General features: G+C 44.9%; 13 protein-coding genes and 2 pseudogenes. 5 read left to right on the top strand and 10 right to left on the bottom strand.

Annotation, left to right across the window (positions count from 1 at the left end):
- Positions 1-47 precede the first annotated feature (47 nt).
- Positions 48-215: pseudogene (locus AK966_RS10690) on the top strand (GNAT family N-acetyltransferase); the annotation flags it as partial.
- Between the two features lie 80 nt (positions 216-295).
- Here the strand turns inward: AK966_RS10690 and AK966_RS10685 are convergent.
- Positions 296-1,591, bottom strand: a complete 1,296-nt coding sequence (locus tag AK966_RS10685; protein WP_119464114.1) for an alpha/beta fold hydrolase — start codon at positions 1,589-1,591, stop codon at positions 296-298.
- Between the two features lie 325 nt (positions 1,592-1,916).
- Between AK966_RS10685 and AK966_RS10680 the strand changes: the two genes are divergently transcribed.
- The gene (locus AK966_RS10680) at positions 1,917-3,074 is read left to right on the top strand and encodes a D-alanyl-D-alanine carboxypeptidase family protein (RefSeq protein WP_099079630.1); all 1,158 of its coding nucleotides are present in this window, start codon (positions 1,917-1,919) and stop codon (positions 3,072-3,074) included.
- Between the two features lie 65 nt (positions 3,075-3,139).
- Here the strand turns inward: AK966_RS10680 and AK966_RS10675 are convergent.
- Positions 3,140-4,055 (bottom strand): annotated as a pseudogene (locus tag AK966_RS10675) (LysR substrate-binding domain-containing protein).
- Between the two features lie 127 nt (positions 4,056-4,182).
- Between AK966_RS10675 and AK966_RS10670 the strand changes: the two are divergent.
- The gene (locus tag AK966_RS10670; RefSeq protein ID WP_099079631.1) at positions 4,183-4,401 is read left to right on the top strand and encodes a VF530 family DNA-binding protein; all 219 of its coding nucleotides are present in this window, start codon (positions 4,183-4,185) and stop codon (positions 4,399-4,401) included.
- Positions 4,402-4,452: 51 nt separating this feature from the next.
- Here AK966_RS10670 and AK966_RS10665 read toward each other — a convergent pair whose 3' ends face one another.
- Positions 4,453-4,902 carry a thioesterase family protein gene (locus AK966_RS10665; RefSeq protein WP_119464113.1) on the bottom strand — a complete coding sequence of 150 codons (450 nt, stop codon included), beginning with the start codon at positions 4,900-4,902 and terminating at the stop codon, positions 4,453-4,455.
- 197 nt (positions 4,903-5,099) lie between these two features.
- On the opposite strand from AK966_RS10665, the gene AK966_RS10660 reads away from it, so the two are divergent.
- Complete coding sequence (locus AK966_RS10660; protein ID WP_119464112.1) at positions 5,100-5,864, top strand: ferredoxin--NADP reductase; 765 nt, start codon at positions 5,100-5,102, stop codon at positions 5,862-5,864.
- Positions 5,865-6,027: 163 nt separating this feature from the next.
- A complete protein-coding gene (locus tag AK966_RS10655; protein ID WP_099079634.1) occupies positions 6,028-6,864 on the top strand; it encodes a DUF481 domain-containing protein in 837 nt (278 codons plus the stop codon).
- 63 nt (positions 6,865-6,927) lie between these two features.
- On the opposite strand, the gene AK966_RS10650 is transcribed toward AK966_RS10655, so the two are convergent.
- From AK966_RS10650 to AK966_RS10620, 7 genes are all read right to left on the bottom strand, one after another.
- Complete coding sequence (locus AK966_RS10650) at positions 6,928-7,578, bottom strand: DUF2057 domain-containing protein (RefSeq protein ID WP_119464111.1); 651 nt, start codon at positions 7,576-7,578, stop codon at positions 6,928-6,930.
- Positions 7,579-7,776: 198 nt separating this feature from the next.
- A complete protein-coding gene (locus AK966_RS10645) occupies positions 7,777-8,925 on the bottom strand; it encodes an AI-2E family transporter (protein ID WP_099079636.1) in 1,149 nt (382 codons plus the stop codon).
- On the bottom strand, positions 8,918-9,604 hold the full coding sequence (locus tag AK966_RS10640) for a potassium channel family protein (RefSeq protein WP_119464110.1): 687 nt from the start codon (positions 9,602-9,604) through the stop codon (positions 8,918-8,920). The genes AK966_RS10645 and AK966_RS10640 overlap by 8 nt, the downstream gene beginning before the upstream one ends.
- A gap of 19 nt (positions 9,605-9,623) precedes the next feature.
- A complete protein-coding gene (locus AK966_RS10635; protein WP_119464109.1) occupies positions 9,624-10,511 on the bottom strand; it encodes an HlyD family secretion protein in 888 nt (295 codons plus the stop codon).
- A gap of 12 nt (positions 10,512-10,523) precedes the next feature.
- A complete protein-coding gene (locus AK966_RS10630; RefSeq protein WP_119464108.1) occupies positions 10,524-10,727 on the bottom strand; it encodes a DUF1656 domain-containing protein in 204 nt (67 codons plus the stop codon).
- Entirely contained in the window at positions 10,727-12,376 is a 1,650-nt protein-coding gene (locus tag AK966_RS10625) for a TolC family protein (protein WP_119464107.1), read from the bottom strand. Before AK966_RS10625 ends, AK966_RS10630 begins: the two co-directional genes overlap by 1 nt.
- A 13-nt stretch (positions 12,377-12,389) precedes the next feature.
- Positions 12,390-14,555 carry an FUSC family protein gene (locus AK966_RS10620; protein ID WP_119464106.1) on the bottom strand — a complete coding sequence of 722 codons (2,166 nt, stop codon included), beginning with the start codon at positions 14,553-14,555 and terminating at the stop codon, positions 12,390-12,392.
- Positions 14,556-14,598: the final 43 nt, after the last annotated feature.

Here is a 14,598-nt window from a genome sequence, read left to right as displayed (position 1 = left end):
GCTTAATAGCCTCCCCGCATCATGCGGGAGGCTATTAATAAAGCTGAGGTATTGGTCTGTCATTGATGGATAAAATCGAGAGTGATTTGTGTAGTCAAGATATTGAAGAAATTCGATTGACCGTCGCGTCATTTAATCATGAAGGTGAAGATTTCTACCATAAAATGGGCTATAGAGTGGTCACCAAAGCCATGAGCAAACGAGTGAAAGATTAAGTTAATCTGAACTTAGAATGAGTGAGAGTTCGTATACAGAAGCGCCTCTTCATCATGAGTGAAGAGGCGTTTTTTACCCCTTATATCAGAGTCGCAGCGGTTTGTTTACCCATGGCGATTAGCTTATCCAGAATGCGTTCGCCGTCTGCTCGCAGTCCGTTATGTTCATATTCGTTAGTGATCCATGCTTTCGCATTTGGCATGATAGCCAGTGTTTCACGGCTGATGTCCATTTCTACAAACATATCGTCAGCGTAGACCGCACAGCTAACTGGCACTTTGTTTTGCGCCAGTTGCTCTGCATTGTAAAGTGGCGTCCAATCTTTTTTCGTTGCTAATAACTCTGCCGCGGCTTTAAGTGGTTTTAGGTTCGCGTATTGGTCGAACATCCATGGAAAAACCATTTCTCCGGTGAAGTAGAACGGTTTACCTGGCTCATAGTTGAACGCATCGTACGATTGGCGAACTCGATGGGCACTCCAGTTGGAAGCGAAATCCTGGCAGTAGATTGATTCATGTAAAATGGCATAAATTGGGTTGGTCTGGAAATTCTGTTGCGCCAACATGTCATTTAAGAACTCGTAGCGTAGCTGAGGCTTGCCATTGACTTCTATGAAGGCACTTTCCAACCAATAGTAGGTTGGTAGAAAGGTATCGCTAACACCAAAGTTAATGCCGATTTGTTGGAATTGCTCAACGGTAAAACGTTGGCCGTTCGGCAAAAACGCTTCGTTTTCTAGCAGATGATTGGCGATATTTTGGCAAAGTGCTTGTGCCTGTGGAAATTGCTGGAAGAAGGCTCGGTTTTTCTCCATTGTACGCTTAAATGTTGCTTGATAAACATCATCAGCATGACGAGAAACGGAAGGTACGCCTCCTGTAATGTAGCTTTGTAGCAAGCTATCTGGGAACATTGATAGGTACGTCAGAGTGCAGAACCCACCAAAACTTTGTCCTAAAGTGGCCCACTTTTCGATGCCAAATTGGCGACGAACAAATTCAGCGTCTCTAATGATGTTATCTGCACGGAAGTGGCTTAGATACTCAGCTTGCTGCTCTGGATCTAAATGCGCCAAGGTTTGGTGGTTGATTACGCTGCTGTTACCTGTACCGCGTTGGTCTAAAAGCAGAACGCGATACTCTTGCAGTGCACGCTTGATCCAACCGCTGTTGCCATTTTGACGCGGAGAAGGATAGCCAGGGCCGCCTTGTAAATACACTAACCATGGCTTGTCTGACTCTTCATCACCGACCAAAGATACGCTGCGTGCGAAGACGTTAAGCGTCCCTTTGCTAGCGTCTTGATAGTTGAGTGGAACGGTGAAGGTATGGGGAATGTAATGCAATCCTGCGTCGATAAATGCTTGAGCGTTCATTGTTATTGGTATTTCCTTATTGAGAACGGTTTGTGCGACTCGCTTTAGTATCATCACTTTACTTCGGTTTAGCGCTTTAACCAATGGCGACAGACTAATAATTCGATAGCCGTAGTGCAGTAGTGCGCGTCTCTCGCGACAGAAAGTGTTCCTTTGAAGTGGTGCTATGTGTGTAGTGGACTATGATCACATTACAGCTTATTGCTTTAGCAATGAAATCACACGCTTAAATGCATGGGCTGTGACAGAAACCCACAATATGTTCGGCAATAGAGGTGTGCGTTGCCGTTAGCTGTATCGCTGTGCTGATCATGGAGGAAGCCAGATGAAACGTTCTTTACCCCGATGGATATTAGTCGTCTACTTAATTAGCGCGCCAGTGTTGGCGGTGATCACGCCAGAGCCCCCGGAACTGCAAGCAAAAGGCTATGTATTAATGGATTATCAATCTGGCGCCATTATTGCCGAGCAAAATGCAAGGGCAGGATTAGCGCCTGCCAGTTTAACCAAATTGATGACGGCATATGTGATAGGGCAGGAGATCAAAGCTGGCCGTTTGAGTTGGGAAGATAAGGTGACAGTGAGTGAAAATGCATGGTCAGCAAAATTTCCTGACTCTTCCAAAATGTTTATTAAGCCCAAAGACGAAATCAGCGTCGGGAACTTGATGCGCGGTGTGATCATTCAGTCCGGAAATGATGCATGTGTGGCGCTCGCAGAACATGTCGCGGGCAGTGAGAGTGCATTTGTGTCTTTGATGAACGGTTGGGCTGAGAAGTTGGGTTTACAAGATACCTATTTTGTTAACTCTCATGGTTTAGATAGTGAGGGCATTCAAACTTCTCCAGCAGATATGGCAAGGCTAATGCAGTCAATTATCAAAGATGTACCAGACGTTTATGCTCTTTATAGTGAAAAAGTGTTTAAGTGGAATGACATCACTCAGTACAACCGCAATAAGTTGCTGTGGGATAACTCGATTGATGTAGATGGTGGGAAAACTGGTTACACCAGTAACGCCGGGTACAGTTTGGTCAGCTCGGCAAAAGAGGGGAAGATGCGATTGATATCTGTGGTGATGGGAACGCCAAGCAAGCGCTCGAGAATAAGCCAATCTAAGAATTTGTTGAGTTATGGTTTCCGTTTTTATGATACCAAGCAAATTGCGAAACAGGGCGAAGTTGAATCTAAAGTGAGGATTTGGAAAGGTGATGTCAGCGAAATCGACTTAAGTTTTGCTCAAGATGTATTCCTTACTCTTCCACGTACCATGCGAGCGAAGTTAGACAAAGTGGTCATTGTGAATGAGCCTTTGATTGCTCCAATCAAGAAGGGGGACGTCGTTGGTAAAGTGATATGGAAAAATGACGACGAAACGGTCGCAAGCTATCCGCTTGTCAGCAACCAAACTGTAGATGAGGGATCATGGATTGGTCAGCTTTGGGACAGCTTCATGCTTTGGGTTAAATCATTATTTAATTAAACAAAAATCCCATATACCCAATACCATCAAGGTGCGTGGGTATATGGAGTCGTCATACTAATTACTCAAAATGTTGCCAGTACTTTCGCCCGTTTCTGACGGCATTTTTCTTGTATGAAATTGCGGAACGAGCGAATGGTTGGCGTCAGCAAATGACGGTCAGCACACATCATGTAGAGTGGCACTGGACCGCAATCCCAGCCTAGTCATACGCGCACAAGTCTACCCTCAATTAAATCTTGGCTAATGTCCATTAATGATTTGTTGGTAATGCCCTTCCCCTTAATCGCTAAGCGATGTGATAAATCGCTGTTGTTGCTCAGTAGATTTCCTCTTACAACGACTTGTTCGGTTTCGCCATTTCGAGTTAGCGTCCATTTGTTGTAAGCCGAATCAGTGACTATGTAACACAGGCAGTTATGCTGATTGAGATCTTCTGGTTTTGTTAACAATGGATGGCGAGATACGTACTCAGGTGAGGCACATAAGGTTTGTTCGTTTGCACCACACCAAGCAAAATCACAAGGTTCACCATAACGAATCGCGATGTCTACCGGCTAGGTGTACATGTCGGTGAGGCTATCAGCAAGGTCAAGCTTAATAGAAACATTGGGGTAAACATTGATGAATTCATCTACCCAGCCGAGGAGCATATTTCGACCCAGTTCCGAGGGAGCGGTGATGTGCAGTTGGCCCGATAGCTCACCACGCGCACTGGCGATTTTATCTAGGCTCTCTTGCCGTGTAGCTAAGGTCTGCGTAGTTTTGTCGAGAAATAACTCACCTTCAGAGGTTAAACGCAGACTTCGTGTTGAGCGTACAAACAGTGGAACCCCAATCTGTCCTTCAAGGCGTTTAATTGAGGCGGAGATTGCCGCAGACGTCATATCTATGCTGTTAGCGGCTTTGGAAAAACTCCCTTGCCGGGCCGTTGCGACAAAAATATTTAGGTCATTGAGGGCTTTCTTAGCGGAGGGCCATTAAACTATTTGAGCGACTATAGGGGGGGATGAGTAGGCTAATACAAGCTTAAAATATTAGGTGGCAGGTAAACTTTGGGTTAGATTAGGCGATAATGCATAAGCGAAACTATTATCGGATCAACATTATGAGCCACCAACAGCCGAATAACCCTCTGCATGGGTTGAGTTTAGAAAAAATCCTTACCCGTTTAGTGGAGCACTTTGGGTGGAACGGAATGCATGAGCGCGTAAGTGTGAACTGTTTTAAGAAAGATCCGTCGATCAAATCATCTCTGAAATTTTTGCGTAAGACTCAGTGGGCGAGAGACAAAATCGAATCTTTGTATATTGAGACGTTTTGCTAAGCTCAACAACCATGAGAAGGTGGCAATAGGCCACCTTTTTTATTGGTTCGATTATTTTAAATGGTGCGTGCCGCCACTGCTTTCTAATTCAAGAATGGAGTCACGCACGTGTTTTGGTATCGCTGTTTTCACGTTGTTTTTGAAGTCAAACATCACACCAGTTGCGGTCGCGATCGTCGCAATTTTGCCCCACTTCTTGCTAAACACTTGGTATTCCATCGTGAGTCGGTCTTCTTGTATGTCAACGACACGAGAGCCAATAAGAAGCGTATCAGGGAAAGTCACAGGAAGTTTGTAGCGGCATTGTGTTTCACTCAGTACTGGGCCGACCTGTGTTGTTTTTAGATCAACCAATATATTGATTTTATTAAAGTAATCCAATCTTGCCGTTTCAAAGTAGCGGAAATAAACGGCATTGTTGACGTGTTGTAGGGCATCCATCTCCCCCCAAGCGACTTTTATCTCCGTAATGACTGGAAAGTCATTCAATAGCGTATCCATCTTTGTGTTCCCTTATCTCTACATGACTGCATTTTGCGAAGCGGCTTACTAATTTGAGTAAACATTCTAGATGGGGCTGTCTAGAATGTAATAAGTTTGTGCTAAAAGTGTGAAATTTAATGGTTAATCACATCGTGTAACCATATAACGTTTTATACAGCACTGCTTTAAATATGAACCACCAGAGGAGATGAGCAATGACAGAACTGAAAGGTTTTAACCTAGGCAAGGTAGAGAAGCGAGTCGATTGGACTGATGAACTGTTTAGCTTGCGGGTTTCTGGCGCCCCTTTGGTTTTTAAAGCAGGGCAATTTACTAAGCTCGCTTTACTCAATGAACGAGGAGAACCGATCAGCCGCGCGTATTCGGTAGTGAATGCACCCAGTGAGCAATTCGACTGGTTAGAGTTTCTTATCGTAGCTAATCCACAAGGGCGGTTAACCCCTAAGCTTCAGAAGCTCAAACCCGGTGACCGCATTTTCGTTGGTGAAGTGGCACATGGTGACTTGGTACACGATACGATTCCAAAGCACGCCAATGACTTATGGTTACTCTCTACAGGCACCGGCATTGGTCCTTTTCTTTCCCTCTTAGATGACATCAATTTGCTACCTCACAGTGATAATATCGTGTTGGTGCATGGGGTGAGATATGGAAAAGACCGGGTATATCAGTATTTAATTGAGCAACTTCAACAGCGTTATGAAGGACGTTTGAAATACGTTCCAATTGTCAGTCGAGAAAGTATTGAAGGAAAATTACAGGGGCGAATGCCGGAGCTTATTGCCTCTGGCGAGCTTTCGAATATGGCAGATGTCTCTTTCTCTCAGCAGAGCAGTTTTGTGATGATGTGTGGCAACCCAGAGATGATCAAAGATACCTCTCAGGTCTTGCAAACGCTAGGCTTAGATAAATATCGAACTCGTACCGGAGGAAATATCATTTATGAAAGATATTGGTGATCCTGTGTTATCTGCCACGCTAAGTTTAATGCTGATCGCATTTATGTGATTCAATCTTTCTCTTGCATCGTTACTACCCATTTGACGGTCGCAATTTATCAACGGCCAGTTACAATTTTCGTAACGAACCCATCATTAACTTACATTGCATTGAGGATCAAGGATGACCAAGAGCGCATTGTGGTCAGTTTACCTTGCTACATTAATGCCTTTCTCTGCGCAGGCCGCGGAGTGGGAGATAGAAGTAGGCGGATTTTTCTCGCGAACTGACACGAAACTTAACGCGTACGATCCCTATTTAGATAAGATTCGCTCGATTGACTTTGAATCGGATCTCGATCTAAAAGAAGTGGCGTTACTGCCCTATCTAGATCTCGAGTATTACTTTAACGACAAGCATAGTGTCTATTTTGATTGGCGTAGTTTACATAGGGAAGCAACCAGAACGGCGGTGACTAAGCCGTTTGAGTTCACCTCTGGCGGTGTGGCCTACGTCGTACAAGCGGGATCAAAACTAATCACAGAGTTAGATATCGATATCGCACGGATTGGCTATGGCTACCAGTTTTACACCAATGAGAAGTGGTCTTTAGATGTTTTAGCTGGCTTGCACGTGATGTGGCTGTCGCTAGGCTTTGATGGCAAGTTTGGTGTTAAAGTCGGTGATGAAGTTGAAATCCCGACGTTGCTCATTGATGAAAAGGTGATTAATGAAGTGACAGCGCCTTTACCTGATCTCGGGATTCGAGTTGAATATGCTTTGAGTGAAGAGTGGCTCTTGAGAAGTCATGCGCAGCTGTTTTATTTATCAATAGAGGATATTGAAGGTTACCTTGCTGAGGTCGATATTGGTGCAAAGTACTTTATCACTGATCAGTTTAGTGCCACGGGATCGTTTAATTATTATGAAGTTGGCGTGGATTACGACAGTAGCCGCTCTGATATTGACGTTACATTCCGCTTTTATGGGCCGATGTTGACTCTAGCGTACAAGTTCTGATCAAAAAAGCCACACACATGCGTGGCTTCGATTTTCCTAAGAAAGGAATGAGTAAACACAGGATTATTGCTTGTTTACGTATTCTTTAAAACGCGCTTTGGTCTCGGCGTCCGCTTTTTGGTACCAAAAGTGAAGCATCTCTTCTGCGGTTGAGTCCGCTTTTACTGCTACAGCGGCTTGGTTCGCTTGTGTCGGAATCTTTGCCGGCTGAACCGCGCCTGCAACGGCGATTGCCGCTACGCCACCCGTACGATTGTAGTCTTCTACTTCACGAACGTAGTCACGGCCGATTTGCATGCCAGGTTTGATGAGTTTGTCTTGCTCAACAGCAATCGCGTTACCAGATGCATCAATCAGTTTCCAATCTAGGTCTTTGATTTTGCTTTCTGCTTCACGAAGGTCACGGTACTTAGGAAGTTGGAACGTAAGCGTTGCGTCAGTTGCGTTGAATCGAGTGATGATTGCGTCACTTTCAACGCTAACACGGTCATTACCTTGACTAAAGAATGGAGAGTAGCGGAAGACCACTTGATTTATGCCATCTGGTAAAGTGACCGTTTTTTCAGACGCAAAGAAGCCACCTGATACTTTTACTTTCTCTCCATTTGCCGCCAAAATTGAAACGTTATCAGGAACATTTATCGTCACGTCCGCGAAGGCCATACTACTCATTGCAAGAGCAAGCGCACAAGTTAAAGGCTTGATCAATTTCATTGTTTTTATCCTAAGCACAGTCATTAGTATTAGTGGCCATTGAGGTTGCATCGATAAGTGACTGATTGCAACTCTTGAATGTAAGAAGAATGAAAATTTAACAAGAATGTCATTTTCATCTTATTTGACCAGGCAAAACGGTAAACTAAATAGCGCAAACCGCTGGTTCACAGCGGTTTGTTGCAATTTGCTTAACGATTAAATACCGGCACCGTGACCAGAATCAGCTTCTTCTGATGGTTTTTCTTTGGGTTTGCTCTGACCCTCTTGCTGTTGTGCTTTTTCAATGTCTAGCCACCAGACAAATAGTTCATACCAGATCGCGAGAATAACAGCGCCTAAGAACAATCCGACAATACCATAGATCAACATACCACCGATTGCACCGAGCAAAATCACGGGCATTGGCACGTCGACGCCACGTCCCATCAGCATAGGTTTGAACAGATTTTCGGACAGTGCCGCCACTACAACCCATACGGTGAACAGCGTTGCTGTGGTCGTGTCGTTGGTCATGTACATATAGCCAATGACAGGAAGGAGTGGCAGTAGTGCTGGGATCTGAGCAATACAAAGAATCATCAAGATCAACGTGAGTAGGCCAGCTGCTGGTACGTCGAAGAAGAAAAAACCTGCACCAATTAACAGTGCTTGAATTGCTGCCACTCCGACAACGCCGAGTAATACGCTTTTTATGGTGGCAGCGATAAGCGTGGTCCAACTTTTGGCATTCTCACCAGCGGTACGCACTGCGATGGTTTTTAGCCCAGAAGCAAGAGGCTCAGAATACGCCATAAAACCGGCAGCAATCGCAAGGGACAAAATAGAAAGTAACAAACTGCCCAGAGCGCTCCCTACCATGCCCAGAAGTGACGTTAAACCTGATTTGATCTGCGGCATAAACGTTTGGATGGCTTTTTCTAGGTTGGTGGCGAACAAGCTCCATACGTCATAAAGCTTGTCACCGATTAGCGGCCATTCCGCCACGGAAGGTTTCGGTCCCGGAATGTTAATTTCGCCATTTTGCAGCACGTCGAGTGTGTGAGTGGCGCCATCGACAATAGAACCCGACACCATCACCAAAGGAGTAACTAAAAGGGCGATACCGAGCAGCGCAATCGTGGTGGCAGCCAGTCCTCGCTTTCCGCCGTAGACACGTTCAAGTTTTTGGGTAATGGGCATCAATGCGACTGCGATGATAGCCCCCCAAATGACGGGTAAGATGAAGGGTTTAATAATGTCATAGGTAAACATCAGTAAGATCAATATCAAACCAATGCGTATTGCGGATTCCACCATGTTACTGATGAAAACCTTACTTTCATTTTTTTCCGATTGTTTATCCATTTTTGCTTACCTGCTGTTCGATGTTGGAACTGACGAGACTTGAAACAACAATCGCCATATAAAATACGCCTACAATCGCCTCTAGATAGACGATGACTTGCGCTAGAGGTGTAGTAGGACTGATATCGCCATAACCAAGCGTGGTTAGAGTGACGAAACTAAAATATGCTGCATTGGAGAAGTTCTGCCCCCAGGAGATGGCTTCCATTCCTGTAAAAGAGTTAGGGGAGAACTCAAGTAAAATGAGGTAGGCAATTGCCCACATCAAGCCAAGAAGCAAAAATAGAGCAACAGAACCAATCACTTTGTTGGTGTTGATATGTCCAGTGAAGAGAATCTGCCTTGCGATGGACTTGAATGTGCCAAAGAAGAACGCAAAAGTGAGAGCGAGCATTATTACATCCATCTCTTTTATGCCTAAAAGCGCTTGTATGATGATGACAACTACCCAAGTGCCGAGCAAACTATAAAGAAAACGCGACCAGTTTTTATCGAAGCGCAAACTGGCCATACAGACAATGAAGGTTAAAATGGTAAATCCTTGAAGTAGATATTCCATCGTTCCTTCGCCGACAACTTGGACAAATGCACCGCCAATTAACAGCGCTATGAGCGCTAAGGTCAGGTAGAAGAAGTTGTTTTCTTCGTTGATATTTTTGAGTTTTTTGCCAATAGCCATGGTTATTCCTGTTCAATCCTTATTCTTGCTCTTGTGATGACTCTTTCATCACCATGATGGACGCAGAAAGCCCGAATCGAAGATCAATGTCTTCAGGAAGTTCTCGAAGTGAAATTCGCACGGGAATACGTTGTGCCAAACGAATCCATTGGAATACCGGATTCACGTTTGGCAAAAGGTTGTATCCGACGGTGCCATCTTTGGGGGCGATCCCCCACCCAATAGAATCCACCGTGGCATCAATCGGGGTATCTGGATGTGACATTAGAGTGACGCGCGCGTCGTTACCAGGCTGAATTTGAGCGAGTTGATTCTCGCGAAAGAAACCAAATACCCAGAAGCTATTTTTATCTACAAGGGCGACGAGCGGTTGGTTTGCGACTGCTTGAGTGCCGTCACGAATGTCGAGATTGGAAATGAAACCATCTACGGATGCGTAGACCTTGGTGTAGTTTAGATTGAGACGCGCAGCCTTCAGTTTCTCCTTGGCCAATTCAATTTGTAATAACGATTCTTGATAAGCAATTTCACGGCGAATCAGATCTTTATGAGAAACCGCACCATGATCTTTGGCTCGAATGTCCTTCAAACGGTCGTACTCAATCTTTTTCCCGCGAGAGCTAACAATAGATTTTTCTAACGACACATTGGCTTGGGATAGGGCGACTTCATAGGTCGTTGGATCGATTTCGAACAGCAAATCCCCCTTTTGTACAGATTGGTTATCTTGTACCGCAACCTGAACGATAGGGCCAGAGACACGTGGCGCGACCTTGATGACATTAGCGCGCACTTGTCCATCTCGAGTCCACGGGTTATTAAAATACTCTTCGAATTTTTGATAGCCCAGCCATGCCGCGCCACCAAGAATGACCAAATTGAGTGCAATAACGAGTAGTTTTTTCATCTTGCTGGGCACCTAAAACTGTATATATAAATGGTCGATGGCCACCACGTACAACACCATGATGGCAATAAATGTCAGGGACGGAAACGCAATGAAGCGAGACAGACGTGTTTTGTTTAAAATGATCACCGTTATCCATGTTGCCGTGACCGCTAAAAATAGGGCCAATAACAAAGGAGAGAAATACACGTCACCCCAAGAGAGTTCATGTGGCATTATGGCTCCTCCCTATGTTGTTGGGCGCTATCCGTTTTCGCTTTGTCTGATGGTGTATTGAGAAGAAGCGGCGGAAGGAGGCGTTCTTCTTCGTCTAGCAAATCATCCCAATCGCTGCGGTCTTGCATTTGTTTCGCGATGGTTTCTGATAAGAAAGGTTTGCCAGTTTCTGTTTCCCAGCCACCACCTAGCGCTTTGTAAAGCGCGATCACTTGGTTAGCCACATTACCTTTGATGGTTGCGTAACTGTCTTCTGCTCGCGTCATGCTTTCTAAGGACTTAAGTAAGCGCTCAAAGGAGATTTGGCCGTTTTCATACAGCATCATGGAGATATTAAATGCGCGAATTGAGGCGTTTACCGATTGCAGGCGCAATGATTTTTGCTCGAGATACAAATCGTATGCCTCTAGCGCATTAGTCACTTCATTAACGGCTTGTAGGACTTTCTTGTTGTAGTTGGTGAGGGTTTCTTGAAAGCGTGCATCTTCAAAACGAATGTTATTTTTCACTCGGCCATATTGGAATATATTCCAACTGAAACTTGGGCCAACCACCATAGTCAGTGAGTCACTGAAGCTAAAGCTGTTTCCATCAGGGACCGTACTATCAATTCCAATGGATCCAAATAGCGAAAAGCTGGGATATAGTGCTGATTCAGCAACGCCAATTTTCGCACTTTGAGCGCGAGCTTGCATTTCAGATACTTGTAGATCTGGGCGGCGCATAACCAAATTGGCATTAACTTTGTTATCTAAATACGGCGGGCGAGGTACAATAGAGTAGGCATCATTATCGTATTGCGCAGGCTTTCTTCCTGATGATTTAAATTGTTTTTCGTATTCCGCCATGCGTTGGTTAAAATTATCCGACGTCAGTAACGCCTCGACCTCTTCTGGCAATACACCGAGTAATAATGCTAATGCGGTACGGGCTTGCTTCATGGCGATTTCCAAAGCCGGTTGTGCCGCCTTGGTGTTGTACAGCTGGTTTTTTGCTTGTTGAACGTCAAGTTCGGTGACGTTGCCGGAATCAAACTGTATTTGAGTAATACGGGTTACCCGCTCTTGAATCTCAATGTTGCGGCGAGAAAGTAGAATACGCTCTTGGTACGTACGATAGTTGATGTAATTTCTCGCCACTTCAGCCGTGATGGTTATCATGATGTCTTGGTAGGAAGCGATAGATGCATAGTAGCCTGCTTCAGCGGATTCAATCCCACGTGCATACTTTCCCCAAACGTCTATTTCCCACCCAGCATCGAACGAAAAAGCGGCATTGTTTACCCCTTGGTCGTTGATGTATGCCCGAGCTAAGTTGCCGGAAATTGTCTGCACCTGTGGGTATTGCAATCCGGTTGAAATGCCTAAAAGCGAACGAGCTTGTACGATACGTAGCCCGGCAGCTTCTAGGTCGAGGTTTTGTTGATTCGCTATCTCTACTAACTGATTGAGTGTCGGATCATTAAACTGTTGCCACCATTGTTGTAGCTCTCGCTCTGACGGTTGAGTGCTTTGAATGGAGGTTTCTAGTGACCAATTATTAGGCAGAGTGGGTTGTTTTGGGTGTACGTAATCCGGCCCCACCGTGGTACATGCACTGAGCCCAAGTAAAGTGAGTATCGCGAGGGTTGGTTTAGTTATTTCTGGCATCAAATCCTCACTGTTAGAACCGTTTTTGACGTAAGTTCACCCAATCAATGCCCTCATAGGTTTGTTTGCACTGTGTCATTGCTTCGAATACGTTTCGTTTTAGATTCAGTAAGATATAAAAACCGGCTATCTCTGAATAAGCGTAGTCAGATAAATCCAACTCACTAAAGAAATCTTCCAGTTTATTTTCAAAGGATTGGTAAGCTTCACTGTATTGTTCAAACACAGAATCGAGTTCAGTGGTTGTCTTGGGGCTCGCAAGCGCGTTTGCCATCAAAGGTAATATGGTATCTCGGTGTTGATTACGTAATTGTTTGATGAGTCGGTTACTTGTTAGCTTCTGTTCTGTCGCAACCAGAATGTTGATGTGGTTGCTCAATGCATCACACGATTTACTGAAAGCACTAATCGCTTCTGGTGGTGTTTTATTGAATAATTTGTGGTTTATTTTAGATCCCCACGCTTTGAGCTTTTTTGAAGACACATTGAGCGTTATCAGATGCAATGCTCGTTTGCTTTTTTTATAGGTGGATTCTGATTGCTCGTGATAACAGATAAACAACTCCCTCACGTGCCGGAAATAGCGTTCCTTTAAGGTTAAGAATAAATGCTCTGGACGAGAGTTAAACGGGAAGTAGTGAGCGAAAATGATCATGAACACCACCATATAGAACAAGGTCATAATCGTCATTAAAATACCGAAGTGATAGGTCATGTTGTTATCGAGTCCGAGTACAAACAGACCAATCATATAGAAGATGGTGACGGGACCTTTAAATAGGTAGAAGCCGACAAAGGTGTAGAGGAAGATGAACACCCCTAATTCTGCTCCCAGCTCTAATCCCGGTAAAATGAAGACATACGAAGGCACCGCAAATAGGAAGCCAAACGTAAATAATATCAATAGCACCACTGGGTGAACGGGTACGAATGACAGCAGCGACATAAAAATGGTGGAGAAGGTGACAAATGAGTAGCCACCGGGAGGATTGAAATAGATCCAAATGAGACCAGCAATCCAATAGGTGGTCAATGTTTTGACCGCAGTTTTAAAGTTTTCTGCGTCCCACCAAAGAAATTTGCTTTTTTGTTTTGGTAGCGCTTGTTGGAACGAGATGCTGTTGGTAACAGAATCAATACAACTGATGCTTTCCGCTAATCGTGACAAGCTTTGGTGCATCAGATTAATTAAATGGCCAAGAGTTAGGGCTGACCCTTTTTCTAGGTGCGACGCTCTTGCTAGTGCTTCTTCGTTGTAATCGACGTTAAAGGCTTGTGTTCGATAAGCCGGTCCATCGTTGTCCCACATTTCTTGGCATCGTTTAAACAGAGCTTGAATTTCTTCGATGCCGTCATCGAAGTTATTGATAAAATGTCGGTCTTGTTGATGGCTGAAGTGGCGGTGTGCGGCAACGCTCAGTTCTTGAGTGATTTGTTTATTGAAATGAACGGCGAGTTGCCACTCTTTAATATAAGCCGAGACATCACTGCATTCAGCACTGACGGTTGCAAACCGCAATTCCAGTGCATTTTGTGCAGTGAACACTTGGTCTAGAAGCGCTTCGATGGTGGGCTTGGGCTCTTGATCTTTTTCGTTTTGATTCGGTTCTGAAGAGGCTGATTCTTTATCTCCGTCAACACTGTGCAGAATCGCTGAAAATAGGGCATGTTGAGCGTGGTTGAGTTGCTCCATCATCTGGCGTAGATTCTGTTCAGTCTTGGTTGGCCATAAGAAGGTTCCGACCAAGGTGTACACCACAACGCCAAATATCGTCATGTAGGCACGATCAACCCCGTAAAGGAACGCGCCTTCAGCGTCCCCGCCATTAGACATCATTAGTGTCATCACACCGGTCAGCATGAGCAACGTAGGGTCTTTCTGGTACGCATTGCGGAAATAGAAAATAAAGGAGACCACGACAGAAACGCTGAGCATGTACATCAGGCGCTCTTGGGCAAACATGCCTACTAACAGCAAACCGATGACAGCGCCGACTAAAGTCCCGATCACACGCAGTGTCCCTTTTGCCAGAGATTCTCTGCGACTGCCGGTACAAGCTATCAGCATCACGGTGGTGGCGGCAGTAGAGGCTTGCGGCCAACCCAGGGCAAACGGGATCAAATAAGCCAGAGTCAGGCTAAGCGCTACTTTTGTGGCGAATTTGCTTTTATCGTTCATCGTGTCAAAGTTAGCTCTGGGGTATGGTTGTAGTAGATGAATG

It is taken from the genome of Vibrio sp. PID23_8, assembly GCF_003584965.1.
Lineage (GTDB): Bacteria > Pseudomonadota > Gammaproteobacteria > Enterobacterales > Vibrionaceae > Vibrio.
This window is presented reverse-complemented; position numbering and strand designations above follow the sequence as displayed.

Excerpts from the sequence above, each read along its gene's own strand:
- AK966_RS10685 (WP_119464114.1), bottom strand. The coding sequence starts at position 1,591 with ATGAACGCTCAAGCATTTATCGACGCAGGATTGCATTACATTCCCCAT.
- AK966_RS10680 (WP_099079630.1), top strand. The coding sequence starts at position 1,917 with ATGAAACGTTCTTTACCCCGATGGATATTAGTCGTCTACTTAATTAGC.
- AK966_RS10670 (WP_099079631.1), top strand. The coding sequence starts at position 4,183 with ATGAGCCACCAACAGCCGAATAACCCTCTGCATGGGTTGAGTTTAGAA.
- AK966_RS10665 (WP_119464113.1), bottom strand. The coding sequence starts at position 4,902 with ATGGATACGCTATTGAATGACTTTCCAGTCATTACGGAGATAAAAGTC.
- AK966_RS10660 (WP_119464112.1), top strand. The coding sequence starts at position 5,100 with ATGACAGAACTGAAAGGTTTTAACCTAGGCAAGGTAGAGAAGCGAGTC.
- AK966_RS10655 (WP_099079634.1), top strand. The coding sequence starts at position 6,028 with ATGACCAAGAGCGCATTGTGGTCAGTTTACCTTGCTACATTAATGCCT.
- AK966_RS10650 (WP_119464111.1), bottom strand. The coding sequence starts at position 7,578 with ATGAAATTGATCAAGCCTTTAACTTGTGCGCTTGCTCTTGCAATGAGT.
- AK966_RS10645 (WP_099079636.1), bottom strand. The coding sequence starts at position 8,925 with ATGGATAAACAATCGGAAAAAAATGAAAGTAAGGTTTTCATCAGTAAC.
- AK966_RS10640 (WP_119464110.1), bottom strand. The coding sequence starts at position 9,604 with ATGGCTATTGGCAAAAAACTCAAAAATATCAACGAAGAAAACAACTTC.
- AK966_RS10635 (WP_119464109.1), bottom strand. The coding sequence starts at position 10,511 with ATGAAAAAACTACTCGTTATTGCACTCAATTTGGTCATTCTTGGTGGC.
- AK966_RS10630 (WP_119464108.1), bottom strand. The coding sequence starts at position 10,727 with ATGCCACATGAACTCTCTTGGGGTGACGTGTATTTCTCTCCTTTGTTA.
- AK966_RS10625 (WP_119464107.1), bottom strand. The coding sequence starts at position 12,376 with ATGCCAGAAATAACTAAACCAACCCTCGCGATACTCACTTTACTTGGG.
- AK966_RS10620 (WP_119464106.1), bottom strand. The coding sequence starts at position 14,555 with ATGAACGATAAAAGCAAATTCGCCACAAAAGTAGCGCTTAGCCTGACT.